This window comes from Streptomyces sp. ICC4 (genome assembly GCF_003287915.1).
Taxonomy (GTDB): Bacteria; Actinomycetota; Actinomycetes; order Streptomycetales; family Streptomycetaceae; genus Streptomyces; species Streptomyces tritrimontium.
The window spans coordinates 3,726,129-3,739,175 of the sequence record NZ_CP030286.1 but is presented as its reverse complement, the minus strand read 5'-3'; the positions used below and the strand labels follow the sequence as shown (position 1 = coordinate 3,739,175).

Here is a 13,047-nt window from a genome sequence, read left to right as displayed (position 1 = left end):
CACAGGAGACGTGATGACCGAACAGACCAGAGCGAAACCGGAGATCAGAGGCGTTCTGCCGGTGATCCTCATGCCCTACACCGAGCAGGGCGCCCTCGACGAGGAAGACTTCCTCGCCCAGACGGAGCACATGTTCGGCGTCGGCTGCGACGGGTTCGTCGTCGGGCAGGTCTCCGAGGTGCTCCGGCTGACCCACTCCGAACGGCTTCGCGTCGCCGAACTGTGCGCCAAGGCCGCCGCCGGGCGCGGCGTCTCCGTCATGAGCACGGGCGCCGAAACCGCCGAGGCCGCCATCGAGTACTCCCGCCACGCGCAACAGGCCGGCGTCGACGCCCTGCTCGTGATGCATCCCGCCACCGTCGCCCTCGGCGACGAGGAGATGCTCGGCTACTACCGCCGGGTCATCGCTTCCGTGGAGATCCCCGTGATCGTCCACCACGCCAAGAGCCTGGCCAAGATACCGCTGTCGATCGCCACCCAGGTCCGGCTGCTGGAGGAGTTCGGCGAGGACCGGGTGCTGTTCAAGCCCGAGGCACAGCCGACCCCGCCCCGGGTCAGCCTGCTGCGCGACGCCACCGGCGGCCGCGCCCGGATCTTCGAGGGCGACGGCGGCATGATGCTGCTCGACTGCCACCGCAGGGGGCTCGTCGGCACGATCCCCGCCACCGAGATCGCGGAGATCGTGGTCGTGCTGTGGCGCCTGCTCGAACAGGGCCGGCGGGCCGAGGCCGAGCGCATCGGCCACCCGCTCTCCTACCTCATGTGTCACATGATGAACAGCACCGACTACTACCTCTCGATCGCCAAGCGGCTCCTGAAGGAGCGCGGGATCGTCAAGAACACCCTCGTCCGGGGTCCCAGCCGGCACGTGCTGGACGACGAGACCTGGACCGAGGTCCGCCACACCTACGACAACCTTCTCACCCTTGCCAAGGAGCTCTCCCGATGAAGAACCACGCCTTCACCATCCGCCTCAAGGACGAAGCGGCCGCCGAGAAGTACATCGCCCTGCACCGCGAAGTCTGGCCCGAGATCGTGGGCCCGGGCGGCGCCCTCGACACCATCGGCGTGCGCAAGCTGCAGATCTTCTACATCGACCCGCTGACGCTGTTCATGTACGTCGAGGCCGAGGACCACTTCGAGCCCGTCCACGACTTCCTGCGCGCCAACGACCTCCACCCCAAGGTCCAGGAGTGGGACGACATCATGCACACCGACGGCGGGCTCCTCGAGCGCCACCCGGGCAACGACGGCAAGCTGAACTGGGCCCCGATGCGCCGCATCCACCACGTCGACTTCACCAACACGCTGCCCGACCTGGACGCGGTGTGAGCACCACCGACCGGTCCGCGGTCACCCTTCTCGACTGCACCCTGCGCGACGGCGGCTACTACACCAACTGGAACTTCGATTCCGTCCTGGTGGAGGAGTACCTCGCCGCATGCGCCGCCGCCGGCGTCGACGTGGTCGAACTCGGTTACGCGTCCTTGGACGACAACGACCGCGGCCCCTACGGACGACTGCCGGCCGGGCTGACGCCCAACCTGCGGATCGCGCTGCCCACGGACCACTCCCTGCGCTTCGCGGTCATGGTGGACGCCGGCTCGCTGCTCGGTGAATCCGCCGACGGGGTGGGGCCGCGGCTCGCCGAACGGCTGGCGACCGGGGCACTGCCCGTCGAGCTCGTACGCGTCGCCGTGCACCACGCCAGGGTCGCCGAGTGCGCGGGCCTGGTGGAATCACTGCGCGGAGCCGGGTTCGGGGTCTGCCTCAACCTGATGCAGATCGACCTGGCCACCGATGAGCAGGTCGACGAGATCATCGGGCAGGTGGCCGCCATGGGCCCGCTGGAGGCGGTGTACGTCGCCGACTCGCTCGGCTCCATGCACGCCGCCCGGGTACGGTCCCTGGTCACCCGCTTCCGCGCGGGCCAGGGCGCACCCGTGGGCATCCACGCCCACGACAACCAGGGCTTCGCACTGGGCAACACCCTGGCCGCCGCCGAAGCCGGTGCGCTCTGGCTCGACTCCACCGTCCTCGGCATGGGGCGAGGGGCGGGCAACGCCCGCACGGAGCAACTGCTGGCCGCCCTCGGCGAACCGGCCGGCCGGATGCGGCCGCTCCTGGAGACCACCGCCCGGCATTTCCTCGCCCTGTTCGAGAAGCACCGGTGGGGAGCCAACCCGCTCTATGCCATCGCCGGCATGCACGGGGTGCACCCCAGTTACGTGCAGCAGTTGGAGGCGACCGCGGACCACAGCCCCGACAGGCGCCTTCGAGCCCTGTGGTCCCTCGCTTCCGAGGGCGCGCACAGCTTCTCGGCCGAGAAGCTGCAGCGCGTACTGCAGCATGCCTGACCGTCTGCTCGACTGGCTCGCCGGTCACGACACGGTCGTCTTCGACCTCGACGGAGTCCTCGTCGACTCCAACGAGGTCAAGGTCGCCTGCATGCGGACCGCGCTGTCGGATTTCGGTACGGAACTCGTGGAGGACTTCCTCCACGAGTTCCGCCGGACCTTCGGCCGGTCCCGGCGCGAGCACTTCGCCGCCTTCCATCGCGACGGGCTCGGCGGGAGGGGCGAGGGGCCCGATTTCGAGGCGTTCTGGGACCGCTACTCCGGCCGCTACGCCGCCCTGCTCGCCCAGCGCTACCGGCAGGCCCCGCGGTGCGCGGGGGCCGCCGAGCTGGTCGGTGCGCTGGCGGCCCGGGGCGTCCCCCTGCACGTGGCGACCGGGACCCTCACCGCCGAGGCCGAGGCGGTGCTCGCACGGGCCGGAATCGCCTCCCACTTCCGCTCCGTACGGGGAGGTGAACGCACCAAGGCCCGGCGGCTGGCCGAGATCCTCGGCGACGAGGGTGCCGTCGTACCGGCGCGGACCGTGCTCGTCGGCGACGCCCGACAGGACCTGCTGGCCGCCGCGAAGGCAGGTACGGGCTTCCTGTTCGTGGAACGGTACGCCTTCTTCCCGGCCGGCCGTGTTCTCACCGGGCCGGAGGCGATCGGCTCCCACCAGGTGTGGGACCTCACCCCCGGCACCGTCGTTTCGCCGGGCGCCTGCCACGACGACCGACCGAAGGGAACGGCAGCATGAGCGTGCGACCTCCCGTGGTGATATCCGGAGTGACCAAGGGGATCGGCCGAGCCCTCGCCCTGCGCTTCGCCGAGTTGGGCCATCCCGTCTCGGGATGCGGCCGCTCGACCGGCGCGGTGAGGGAGCTGCGCGGCATGCTCGGCTCCGGGCACTTGGTCGAGACGGTGGACGTCACCGACGCCGACGCCGTGTCGGCGTGGGCCCGGGCCACGGCCGCCGAGCTGGGCGAACCGGGGCTGGTGATCGCCAACGCGGGTGCCATCCACTCCCAGCGGCCGGTCTGGGAGGTCGAGCCGGCCGTCTTCGCCGAGGTCGTGCGCGTCAATGTCGAGGGCGTGCACGCCATGGCGCACGCCTTCCTTCCGCTGATGTTCGAGTCCGGCGGGATGTTCGTCGCGCTGTCCTCCGGCTGGGGCCGCAACCCGCGCCACCACCTCGCCGCCTACAGTGCGGCGAAGTTCGCCGTCGAGGGGTACGTGGGCGCCCTCGCAGGGGAGCTGCCCGATCACGTCAAGGCGTTCGCCATCGCCCCCCACAGCGCGGTGGACACCGAGATGCTGGCCACCTGTCTGCCCGGCGAACACGAGCAGTACCCCGCCCCCGACGCGTGGGCCCGTACGGCGGTCGACCATCTCCTGCACCGTCTGCCCCACGAGCCGTCCGGCAACGGCCTGTTCTTCCCCGCCTCTTAGCCTGGTCCCGACCACCAGTCCCGACCACGAAACCCTGGACACACTGTGAGCAACCGCTTCGCCGGTCACCGCGTCGTCATCACTGGCGCCTCGCGCGACTTCGGCCGCACCCTGGCCATTCGTTTCGCCCAGGAAGGCGCCGAGGTCTTCCTCTCCGCCCGCCGGCTTGCCGGTGCGCAGAAGGTGCGGGACGAGATCCGTGCCCTCGGCCACGCCTCGGTCCACGCCTTCGCCTGTGACCTGACCGATCCCGCCTCGATCCGCGACTTCGCCGCCCGGCTGGCCGAGGCGACCGACCGGATCGACGTCCTCGTCAACAACGGGGCTCGCTGGCTGGAGGGCGCCGACCTGCTCTCCGCCTCCGACGAGGACGTGGTCGACACCATCGCCGCCGGTGCGGTCGGCACGGTCTTGGTCACCAAGAACCTCCTGCCGCTGCTCCTCGCCTCCGACCACGCCGACATCGTCACCATGGTCTCCACCTGCGGGGCTCAGGGATACAGCCGCTCCAGCGCCCACGACGCCTTCTACGCCGCCAAGCACGCCCAGGCGGGATTCTCCGACATCCTTTCCGAGCGGCTGCGCGGCCAGGGGGTGCGGGTCATCTCCCTGTACCCGCCGGACTTCCGCAACGCCGATCCGCTGTCGGAAGCCTGGGAGAAGGCGCCGCGCACCGCCGACTCGATGCTGACCTCCCAGTCACTGTCGGAGTGTGTGCTCTTCGCCGTGGGCCAGCCCCGCGATTGCTTCATCAAGTCCTTCCACTTCGAGCAGGTCTGATCCGTGTCCACGCCCATGTCGACTCGCGTGTCCACACCCGTGTCCACACCCGTGTCCCGCAGCAAGGTGGCGCAGAACGCCACGGTCGCCGCCGCCGGGACCGGCCTCGCGCTCGACCTGACCGTCCTGGACACCCCGGCCGCGCTCGCCGCCCACCTCGCGGGCGCCACCGGTACCGTCGTCGTGCGCCCGGAGTTCTCGGCCGAGATCGGTTCGGCGCTGTTCCACCGGCCGGGGGCGCCGCTCACCGAGTCCGCCCGGGCTCACCTGTGGCAGCGCTCCGGCGACCGCGTCGTCGTACACGCCCTGGTGCCCGGCACCCCGTACTTCGCCAACGGTGTGGTCCACGAGGGACGTCTCGTCCTGACCGACTGCTGGCGCTGCTTCACCCTCGACGAGGGACCGCGGACCCTGCTCACCAGCGTGATGAACCCTTCGCCCGACGACCCGCTGCTGTCCCGGCTCACCGACGGCCTCGCACCGGTCGTCAAGGCCGCCGGCATCACCGACGGCCCCGTCCACTTCGAACTGGTCGTCGGCGAGGACACCCTGAAGGTCATCAAATGGGCGGCCCGGCCCGCGGGTTCGCCGCTGCCGGAGCTGTGTGCCCTGCTCGGAGTTCCCGGTCAGGCGGGGGCCCTGGCAACCGGCCGTCCCGTCGCCCTGGCCGATGCGGGCGACATCGGATGCGTCGCCGACTACTCGTTCATCGCCCGCGCGCACGGCACGCTCGCCGAAGTGACCGGGTTGGACGAGCTCCTGGGCCGACCCTCGTACGCGGGGCCGGAACGCATTCCCGAACCCGGAGCCCCCGTGACTCCGTCGGTGAACGAGAACCCCGTCCTGACGCTCTGGCTGCGCCACCACGACCGCGCGACCCTCCTCGCCGACATCGACCACTACCAGTCCCGCAACCGCGAGGGAGTCTTCGTCCTCACCCGATGAGCCGGCCTTCCCGGCCCGTCCCGGACCATCCAGCAGAAGGAACCACCGTGTCCGCGTCCACCCCGCCGACCGTCGCGATCGTCGACGCCTACTCCTCGGCGAACCGTCTCGCCCCGCTACTGCGGGAGCGCGGCTACCGAGCCGTGCACGTCCAGAGCACCGAGCTCATCCCCCACGTTTCGGCACCGCAGTTCGTGCCGGACGACTTTCCCGTGAACATCGTCCACCGCGGCGACCTGGCTGCCACCGCCCGCCTGCTCGGCGACCACCGGCCGGTTGCCGTCCTGCCCGGCGGCGAGGTGGGGGTGGAACTCGCCGACACCCTCAGCGAGATGCTCGGCCTGCGTTCCAACGGCACCGCCCTCAGCGCCGAACGCCGCGACAAGTTCCGCATGGTCGAGGCGGTCAAGTCCGCCGGTTTGCGCGGCGCCGAACAGCACATCACCGCCGACGAGGAGGAAGCCGTCGAGTGGTTCGGCAAGCTGGGCGGGCGAGTCGTCGTCAAGCCCCTGCGCAGCTCCGGAAGCGACGGAGTGCGGTTCTGCGACTCCGCCGATGAGGTGAGGGAGGCTTTTCGCGGTGTCCTGGGCCAGGACAACGCCGTCGCTTCGCAGAACGAGGCGGTGCTGTTGCAGGAGTACCTCTTCGGCACCGAGTACTACGTCAACACCGTCAGCATGGACGGACGCCACCACGTCACCGACATCTGGGAGACCACCCACATCTCGGCGAACGGCGTGCGCGACCTCCTCGACAGCGCCCATCTGCTGACCCGGCGCGGCGAGGTGCAGGACGCGTTGGTCGCCTATACGGGTGCCGTGCTGGACGCGCTGGGCGTGGCCAACGGACCGGCCCACACCGAGCTCAAGCTGACGCCCGGCGGACCCGCTCTGATCGAGACCGGTGCCCGACTGTGCGGCGGCGGTCTTCCGGTGCTCGTGCGCACCGCCCTCGGGGAGGGCCAGCTCGAGTGGACGCTCGACGCCTACCTGGAGCCCGGCAGGTTCCTGGAGCGCTGCGGCGAGGACTACCGGGTGGAGCGGTTCGTCTCCTCCGTCGGCCTGATCTCGCCGCGGTCGGGCACCCTCGTGGACTATCCGAGGCTGCCGGACGTCCGTGCGCTGGAGAGCTTCCACCAGCTCAAGATGGGCGTCGCGCCGGGAGGGGCGCTCCACCGGACGGTCGACGACTTCAAGATCCCGCTCCTCGTCGAGCTCGCCCACGAGGTGGAGGCGGTCGTCCACCGCGACCGCGGCACCATCCGCCAGCTCGACGGCGAGGGCTTCTACACCATCGCCTGATCGGGTAACGCCAAGCCGCCCCGGCCCTCTCGCGCAACGACCACGAAAGACGGAACAAGGACGATGGATTCACTCTCCGAGCGGGCCGACGACGGTGTGCTCGTCGTCGTCGGCAGCGGCCTGCGCCTGTACCGCGAGTACCTGCTCGCCGGCGCCGCAAGGGAACATGCGCTCTGGCTGTTCGACACGGCCGATCCGACCTGGCAGACGCCGTATCTGACGGGCTTCACCCTCGTCGACACCTCCGATCCACGCGCCCTGGTCGAGGCGGCCCGACGGCTGCACGCGGTCCGCCGCGTCGACGGCGTCTTCTGTTTCTCCGAGGCGCTCGTCGAACCCGCGGCAGCCGTGGTCGAGGCGCTCGGTCTGCCCGGCATGGGGCCCGAGGCGGTCCGCAACTGCCGGGACAAGAGCCGCACCCGGGCGCTGCTGGACGCCGCCGGCGTCGGACAGCCCCGGTCGATGGCGGTGGCCTCCCTCGAGGAGGCCACGCGGGTGGCGGACGAGATCGGCTACCCGGTGGTTCTCAAGCCCCGGGGCCTGGCCGGCAGCCTCGGCGTCGTCTTCGTGCCCGGACGGGCCGAGCTGGCCGACGCCTACCGGGAGTCCTCGGCCCCCAGCTACCCCGGCGTCCCGGTCTTCGAGGCGTCCGTACTGGTCGAGGAGTACGCCGATGGCCCCGAGATCAGCGTGGACGGGCTGCTGGTCGACGACGTCTACCGCCCTTTGGTCCTCGCCCGCAAGCAAGTGGCGATGGCGCCCTACTTCGAGGAGACGGGCCATGTGGTCGACTCCCAGGACCCGCTCCTGTCCGACGATGAGCTGCTCACGCTGCTCGCCGACGCCCACCGCGCGCTCGGCGCCACGGGCACCATCACGCACACCGAAGTGCGGCTGACCTCCTCCGGTCCTCGACTGATCGAAGTCAACGCCCGGCTGGGCGGCGGCCTCATCCCCCTTCTCGGCAGCCTGGCGACCGGAATCGACCCCGGGCGGTGCGGCGCCCGTGCCGCACTCGGCCGCCCGGTCGAACCGGCCGCCGCGGACGGAGCGGTCGCCGCGGACGGAGCGGTCGCGGGCATCCACTTCGCCTACCCCCCGGACGACTGCACGGTGGAAGCGGTGCGCATGCCGGCACCGGACGCGCTGCCCGGCCTGCACCAGGCGGCGGCCCTCGTCGAGCCGGGTGACGTGCTGCGGCTCCCGCCCCGCGGCTACATCTCCCGCTACGCGTACGCGATATGCACCGCCGAGACGGTGCCGGAGTGCGAGAGCAGGCTGGCTGTCGCCGGCGCGGCCCTTCGCCTCGACCACCGTCCGGCGCCAGCCCTCACCGCCGACGCGGAACCCGAGCTGGCCTGGGCGCAGACTTCCCCCGGGACGGCCCCATGACCGCGTCCCCGCAGCAGGACACGGAGAAGTGGGGTGCCGTCAGAACGTGGCGGCACAGCCCGCCGACGGTGCGCTTCCTGCTCCTGGGCGTCTTCGTCAACCAGGTCGGCGGCTTCGTCCAGCCGTTCCTCGTGCTCTACCTGGTCTGGCGCGGCTTCTCCGCGGAACAGGCCGGAGCGGCGATGACCGCCTACGGCGCGGGGACCATCGCCGGTGTCGTGTTCGGCGCCGAGCTCGTCCGCCGGCTGGGGCCGCGCAGGACCATCATCTTCTCCATGCTGTGTGCGGCCCTGCTCACCGGCGTCCTGCCCCTGATCGGCTCGTACGCCGCGCTCGTCGGCACGATCGCCGTCTCGGGGGCGATGGTCCAGGCGTACCGGCCGGCATCCATGACGCTGCTGACCGACCTCGTCCCCGAGGCGCGTCAGGTCATGGTCTTCTCGATGAACCGCATCGCGCTCAACCTGGGGGCGACCGTCGGCCGGCTGTGCGCGGCCGGGCTGGTGCTGGTCTCCTGGAACCTGCTGTTCTGGGTGAGCGCGCTGGCGTCCCTGGTGTACGCGCTGATCGCGCTCGTCGCGGTACCGAAGGACGCTCCCGGTCAGGCACCGGCGGCCAAGGACACGACCCGGGCCGGGCAGCGGGTGGGCTATCTGGGCATCGTGCGCGACGTCCGCTTCGTACTGTTCCTGCTGGCGATGTTCCTCAGCGCGGCCGTCTTCATCCAGTCCTTCGTCGTACTGCCGCTGTCCATGCGGGAGGCCGGTTACTCCGCCACCTCCTACACCTGGCTGATCAGCCTGTCGGCCGGCGCCATCATCGCGCTGGAACTGCTGGTCACCCGGGTCACCCAGCACTGGCCCGCATGGGTGGCCGTGTGCACCGGGCTGCTGCTGCTCGGTGCCGGGCGCGCGATGTACGCCGTTCCCGACTCCGTGGTGCTCCTGGTCACGGCCACGCTGGTGGGGGTGCTGGGCTCCATGGTGGGCGGCGCGACCATGTGGAGCTATCCCGCCAAGCTGGCGAGACCTGCCGACAAGAGCCACTACCTCGCCCTCACCCAGGCCGCCTTCGGTCTCGGCACCGCTCTCGGCCCGGCACTGGGCGCCTTCGGGTGGAACGCGCTCGGCGACCGGGTCTGGCTGCTGTGGGGCGGCCTGGGGCTGCTCGCGACCCTGGCGGCCGGCATCGCGATGCGCGCGCGGGGCAGCGGCGCAACCGGATCCGGTCCGATGGCCTCCGAGCCACCGCCGGAACACGCCCCGCCCGCGTCAACGACCCGTGAGGAGAAGGCGCAATGAACGCCGATGACCGTCCCGTGATCATCGTGGGGTACACGGCAGGGTGGCAGCACGTGGCCGAGACGTACCACCGGCACCGTACGACGATCTTCGTCGATACGCCCGCCGCCGTGCGCGAGAAGGACCTGGCCGCCGTCCTGGCCGACGCGGACGCCCCGTGCGAGCTGATGGTCGTGGAGTACGAGGAGACGGACGCCCCCGACCGGTTCCACCGGGAGTACCGGGGCCGGCCCCCGGCCGCCGTCGTCCCCGGCATCGAGTACGCCGTTCCGTTCGCCGCCCGGATCGCGGAGCGCTTCGGTGTGCCCGGTGCCGGGGCACAGGCCGCCGACCGGCTGCGCGACAAGTGGCTGTTGCGGCAGGTGACGGCGGACAGCGACGTGCGCAATCCCGTCTCCCGTACGGTGTCGGCGTCCAGCGACGTACGCACCCTGATGGCCGAGGTCGACGGGCCGGTCGTGCTGAAACCCGCCAACCGTCAGGGTTCCATCGGCACGAGGATCGTCCGAACCGTCGACGAGGTGGACGAGGCCTGGGCGGAGTGTGCCGTCCTGGAGCACACGGCCATGGCCGCGCAGAGCATCGTGCCCGTGCGCATGCTCGCCGAGAGCTACCTCCGCGGACCGGAATTCAGTGTCGAGCTCCTGGTACGAGAGGGACGTACCCTCTTCCACAACATCACCGCGAAATCGCTCTTCCCGGGCGATCGTCCCGTGGAGCAGGGCCACACCGTGCCCGCGGACATCACCGCCGCGGAGCGCAAGCGTCTGCGTGCGGCCACCGAACTGCTCCTGGAGACGGTGGGGTTCGACACCGGCTTCGTGCACTGCGAGTGGATCGTCGTGGACGGCGAACCGCACCTGGTCGAATGCGCCGGCCGGATGCCCGGCGGCAGCATCGTCACCCTGATCGAACTGGCCTGGAACATCGACCTCACCCGGGAGTACCTCGCGGTGATGCGCGGTGACGCGCCCCTCACGCCCCTGCCGGAACACCCGGAAGGCGGCGCGGCGAGCTGGTTCCTGTCGGCGGAGCCGGGGGACGTCGTACGCGTGCACGGCGTGCCGGAAGCCGCTGACTCGCCGGGGGTGGTCTCCGTCGGGCTCTTGGTCGACGTCGGCTCCCGGGTCCGGTCCCCGCGCTCCGGCCGGGACCGGATCGGCTCCCTCGTCGCCACCGGCCGCGACGGGGCCGATGCGCGGCTCCGGGCCCAGGACGCCGCGGCACTGATCGGCATAGACGTGCGCACCGCCCACTGACCGAGCCGGCTCTTCCCCTGGTTCCCCGGCTCAGCCACCGCCCCACCCACCGCTCCACCCACCTATCCACCCATGCACAGCAAAGGAAATCAGCCATGCCCGCCTCCCGTGTCGGCACTCCCCGCAAGCTGCTGATGTGCCCGCCGAGCCACTTCGACGTGACGTACTCCATCAACCCGTGGATGGTGCCGGAGAAGCCGACCGACGGTCCCCTCGCCCTCCTGCAGTGGGAGCAGTTGCGTGATCTGTTCCGCGAACTGGGGCACACCGTGGAGATCATCGACCCGCTCCCCGGCCTGCCCGACATGGTGTTCGCCGCCAACGGCGCCACCGTGGTGGACGGCAAGGTCCTCGGCGCGCGCTTCCGCCACGCCGAGCGGACCGCCGAGGGGCCCGCCTACCTCCAGTGGTTCGTACGGCAGGGCTACCGGGAGGTGCTGTGGCCGGAGCGCATCAACGAGGGCGAGGGCGACTACCTCACCGTGGGCCGGCGCATCCTGGCGGGCACCGGATTCCGCACGGACCCGGGTTCCCACGCCGAGGCCCAGGAGTTCTTCGGCCTTCCCGTGACCAGCCTGACCCTGGTGAACCCCCGTCACTACCACCTCGACACGGCGCTGGCAGTGCTCTCCGACACGGAGATCATGTACTACCCGGCGGCCTTCTCGACCGGCAGTCAGAAGGTCCTGCGCGAGATGTTCCCCGACGCGATCCTCGCCTCGGACGAGGACGCCGCCCTCTTCGGTCTCAACGCCTTCTCGGACGGACTCAACGTCCTGCTCCCCCAGGCCGCACAGGACCTGCAGGAGCAACTGCGCACCCGCGGCTTCAACCCGATCGGGGTGGACCTCACCGAGCTCCTCAAGGCGGGCGGCAGCGTGAAGTGCTGCACGCTGGAGCTGCGCGACTGACCTCCGCGCATGCGCCGGGGGCGGTGGAGCCTGCCCGGGTCCTCCTTCGCACGTCGGTCCGGGCGGGCCGCACCGTCATCGGCGGATCGGGTCAGCGGTAGGGGTTCCAGCGTCCGAGGCGGGCCATCAGTTTGCGTGCGGCGTCCTCATCGAGCCCGAGGGCGGTCGCGGCCTGTACGGCGTCGAGGTCGCCGGCGGTGCCGCGGGCGGCCCAGTAGCCGACCCGCTCGGCGGTCACCTCAAGGCGGCGGGCCGCCCGTACGGCCGCGACCGGGGAGGTTCTGGTCAGCTTGTCGATCTCCTGCTCAAGCTGTTCCAGCAGGGTGGTGACGGTGTCGGGCAAGGGGACGGTCGTCGCCTCGACCTGGACGGTGTGCCCGTCCCAGTCCTGTTCGCAGGCGTCCGCCTGCTCGTCCCCGCCCTCCACCAGGTCCTGCCCGGCGACCGCCTCCCAGTCCAGACGGTGCTCGGGACCGGACCAACCGCACGAGCAGACGGCGCGCAGGGCCGCCGCGCGCGGTACGCGGTCGCTGTGTCCGTCGTAGACGTTCCACTGCGAGACGGCTTCTCCTCCCCCGCCGGAGGCGCTGTCGAAGTACACGGGGCCCGGGACCGTGCCGTCGGCCAGGAGCACCCCCACCGCGCCGGCATGGGATGAGCCGAACTCCTCCGTCGTCCACGTCTCACGCCTGGCCACAACGCCCCCTCCTCGCGCCGCCCGCTTTCAGGCCGCCGGTTGTCCGGGCCGCCCGGGACAAGACGATGCCGCAGCCGGGCAGCCGGGCAGCCGGTTTTCACGAAAGTGTGCGGGGGACTTCAGCCACTCCGCTCCGCGCCGCCCCGGATCTCATGGGGCCGCACCGGACGGAGCACGGGCTGCCGCCCAGGGGCATGAGGGCTCCGCGGCCGTCAGCGTTCCGACAGCTCCGAGGGTGCTTCTTGGATCATCCAGCCGTTGCCGTCCGGGTCGGTGAAGGTCAGGAAGGAGTTCCAGGTGTCACCCTTGCCGTCCGCCCAGCCGTTCTCGCCGATGTGGCGTACCGGGGACACGTCCACCCCGCGTACCACCAGCTCTTCTCTCGCCGCCTCGATGTCGGTGACGCAGAGTTGCAGGCCTTGCAGCGTGCCCGGTGCCATCTGACGCGTACCGGGCGCCGGGGGCATCCCGTGCTCCAGCGCGATCGAACAGCGTGAGCCGGGCGGGGTCAGTTGGATGATGCGGATGCCGGGTGCGACCTCGCTGTCAAGGTCGACCGTGAAACCGACCTTGTCGGCGTAGAACTCCTTCGCCCGGTCCATGTCGGTGACGGGGACCGGAACCACTTCGAGCGTCCAGTTCATGAAGGGTCTCCTCGGAACACGAACGGTGTAGG

At 70.9% G+C, this 13,047-nt stretch carries 14 protein-coding genes; 12 read left to right on the top strand and 2 right to left on the bottom strand.

Features of this window, described 5'->3' with window-relative positions; genetic code table 11:
- Positions 1–13 precede the first annotated feature (13 nt).
- From DRB89_RS17420 to ddaH, 12 genes are all read left to right on the top strand, one after another.
- Positions 14–949, top strand: coding sequence for a dihydrodipicolinate synthase family protein (locus tag DRB89_RS17420; RefSeq protein WP_112448303.1), 936 nt, complete (start codon positions 14–16; stop codon positions 947–949).
- Positions 946–1,332, top strand: coding sequence for an L-rhamnose mutarotase (locus DRB89_RS17415; RefSeq protein WP_112448304.1), 387 nt, complete (start codon positions 946–948; stop codon positions 1,330–1,332). Before DRB89_RS17420 ends, DRB89_RS17415 begins: the two co-directional genes overlap by 4 nt.
- Positions 1,329–2,357: a hypothetical protein gene (locus tag DRB89_RS17410; RefSeq protein WP_112448305.1), complete on the top strand. Its 1,029-nt coding sequence runs from the start codon at positions 1,329–1,331 to the stop codon at positions 2,355–2,357. The genes DRB89_RS17415 and DRB89_RS17410 overlap by 4 nt, the downstream gene beginning before the upstream one ends.
- On the top strand, positions 2,350–3,093 hold the full coding sequence (locus DRB89_RS17405) for an HAD family hydrolase (RefSeq protein WP_162688617.1): 744 nt from the start codon (positions 2,350–2,352) through the stop codon (positions 3,091–3,093). The genes DRB89_RS17410 and DRB89_RS17405 overlap by 8 nt, the downstream gene beginning before the upstream one ends.
- The gene (locus DRB89_RS17400; RefSeq protein ID WP_112448307.1) at positions 3,090–3,785 is read left to right on the top strand and encodes an SDR family oxidoreductase; all 696 of its coding nucleotides are present in this window, start codon (positions 3,090–3,092) and stop codon (positions 3,783–3,785) included. Before DRB89_RS17405 ends, DRB89_RS17400 begins: the two co-directional genes overlap by 4 nt.
- A gap of 45 nt (positions 3,786–3,830) precedes the next feature.
- Positions 3,831–4,565 (top strand): SDR family oxidoreductase, encoded by a 735-nt coding sequence (locus tag DRB89_RS17395; RefSeq protein WP_112448308.1) that lies wholly within the window; start codon positions 3,831–3,833, stop codon positions 4,563–4,565.
- A gap of 27 nt (positions 4,566–4,592) precedes the next feature.
- The gene (locus tag DRB89_RS17390) at positions 4,593–5,510 is read left to right on the top strand and encodes a hypothetical protein (protein WP_162688616.1); all 918 of its coding nucleotides are present in this window, start codon (positions 4,593–4,595) and stop codon (positions 5,508–5,510) included.
- Between the two features lie 47 nt (positions 5,511–5,557).
- The gene (locus DRB89_RS17385) at positions 5,558–6,811 is read left to right on the top strand and encodes an ATP-grasp domain-containing protein (protein ID WP_112448310.1); all 1,254 of its coding nucleotides are present in this window, start codon (positions 5,558–5,560) and stop codon (positions 6,809–6,811) included.
- A 63-nt stretch (positions 6,812–6,874) separates the two neighbouring features.
- Positions 6,875–8,203 carry an ATP-grasp domain-containing protein gene (locus DRB89_RS17380; RefSeq protein ID WP_112448311.1) on the top strand — a complete coding sequence of 443 codons (1,329 nt, stop codon included), beginning with the start codon at positions 6,875–6,877 and terminating at the stop codon, positions 8,201–8,203.
- On the top strand, positions 8,200–9,504 hold the full coding sequence (locus DRB89_RS17375) for an MFS transporter (protein WP_162688615.1): 1,305 nt from the start codon (positions 8,200–8,202) through the stop codon (positions 9,502–9,504). Before DRB89_RS17380 ends, DRB89_RS17375 begins: the two co-directional genes overlap by 4 nt.
- Complete coding sequence (locus DRB89_RS17370) at positions 9,501–10,763, top strand: ATP-grasp domain-containing protein (protein WP_112448313.1); 1,263 nt, start codon at positions 9,501–9,503, stop codon at positions 10,761–10,763. Before DRB89_RS17375 ends, DRB89_RS17370 begins: the two co-directional genes overlap by 4 nt.
- Before the next feature lie 95 nt (positions 10,764–10,858).
- Positions 10,859–11,674 carry a dimethylargininase gene (gene ddaH / locus DRB89_RS17365; RefSeq protein WP_112448314.1) on the top strand — a complete coding sequence of 272 codons (816 nt, stop codon included), beginning with the start codon at positions 10,859–10,861 and terminating at the stop codon, positions 11,672–11,674.
- A gap of 91 nt (positions 11,675–11,765) precedes the next feature.
- Here the strand turns inward: ddaH and DRB89_RS17360 are convergent, their stop codons facing one another.
- Both DRB89_RS17360 and DRB89_RS17355 read right to left on the bottom strand, forming a co-directional pair.
- Positions 11,766–12,371: a hypothetical protein gene (locus tag DRB89_RS17360; RefSeq protein WP_112448315.1), complete on the bottom strand. Its 606-nt coding sequence runs from the start codon at positions 12,369–12,371 to the stop codon at positions 11,766–11,768.
- Between the two features lie 212 nt (positions 12,372–12,583).
- Entirely contained in the window at positions 12,584–13,015 is a 432-nt protein-coding gene (locus tag DRB89_RS17355) for a VOC family protein (RefSeq protein WP_112448316.1), read from the bottom strand.
- Positions 13,016–13,047 lie beyond the last annotated feature (32 nt).

Bases quoted from the DNA above. Each gene is read 5' to 3' on its own strand.
- DRB89_RS17420 (WP_112448303.1), top strand. From the start codon at position 14: ATGACCGAACAGACCAGAGCGAAACCGGAGATCAGAGGCGTTCTGCCG.
- DRB89_RS17415 (WP_112448304.1), top strand. From the start codon at position 946: ATGAAGAACCACGCCTTCACCATCCGCCTCAAGGACGAAGCGGCCGCC.
- DRB89_RS17405 (WP_162688617.1), top strand. From the start codon at position 2,350: ATGCCTGACCGTCTGCTCGACTGGCTCGCCGGTCACGACACGGTCGTC.
- DRB89_RS17400 (WP_112448307.1), top strand. From the start codon at position 3,090: ATGAGCGTGCGACCTCCCGTGGTGATATCCGGAGTGACCAAGGGGATC.
- DRB89_RS17380 (WP_112448311.1), top strand. From the start codon at position 6,875: ATGGATTCACTCTCCGAGCGGGCCGACGACGGTGTGCTCGTCGTCGTC.
- DRB89_RS17375 (WP_162688615.1), top strand. From the start codon at position 8,200: ATGACCGCGTCCCCGCAGCAGGACACGGAGAAGTGGGGTGCCGTCAGA.
- DRB89_RS17370 (WP_112448313.1), top strand. From the start codon at position 9,501: ATGAACGCCGATGACCGTCCCGTGATCATCGTGGGGTACACGGCAGGG.
- ddaH (WP_112448314.1), top strand. From the start codon at position 10,859: ATGCCCGCCTCCCGTGTCGGCACTCCCCGCAAGCTGCTGATGTGCCCG.
- DRB89_RS17355 (WP_112448316.1), bottom strand. From the start codon at position 13,015: ATGAACTGGACGCTCGAAGTGGTTCCGGTCCCCGTCACCGACATGGAC.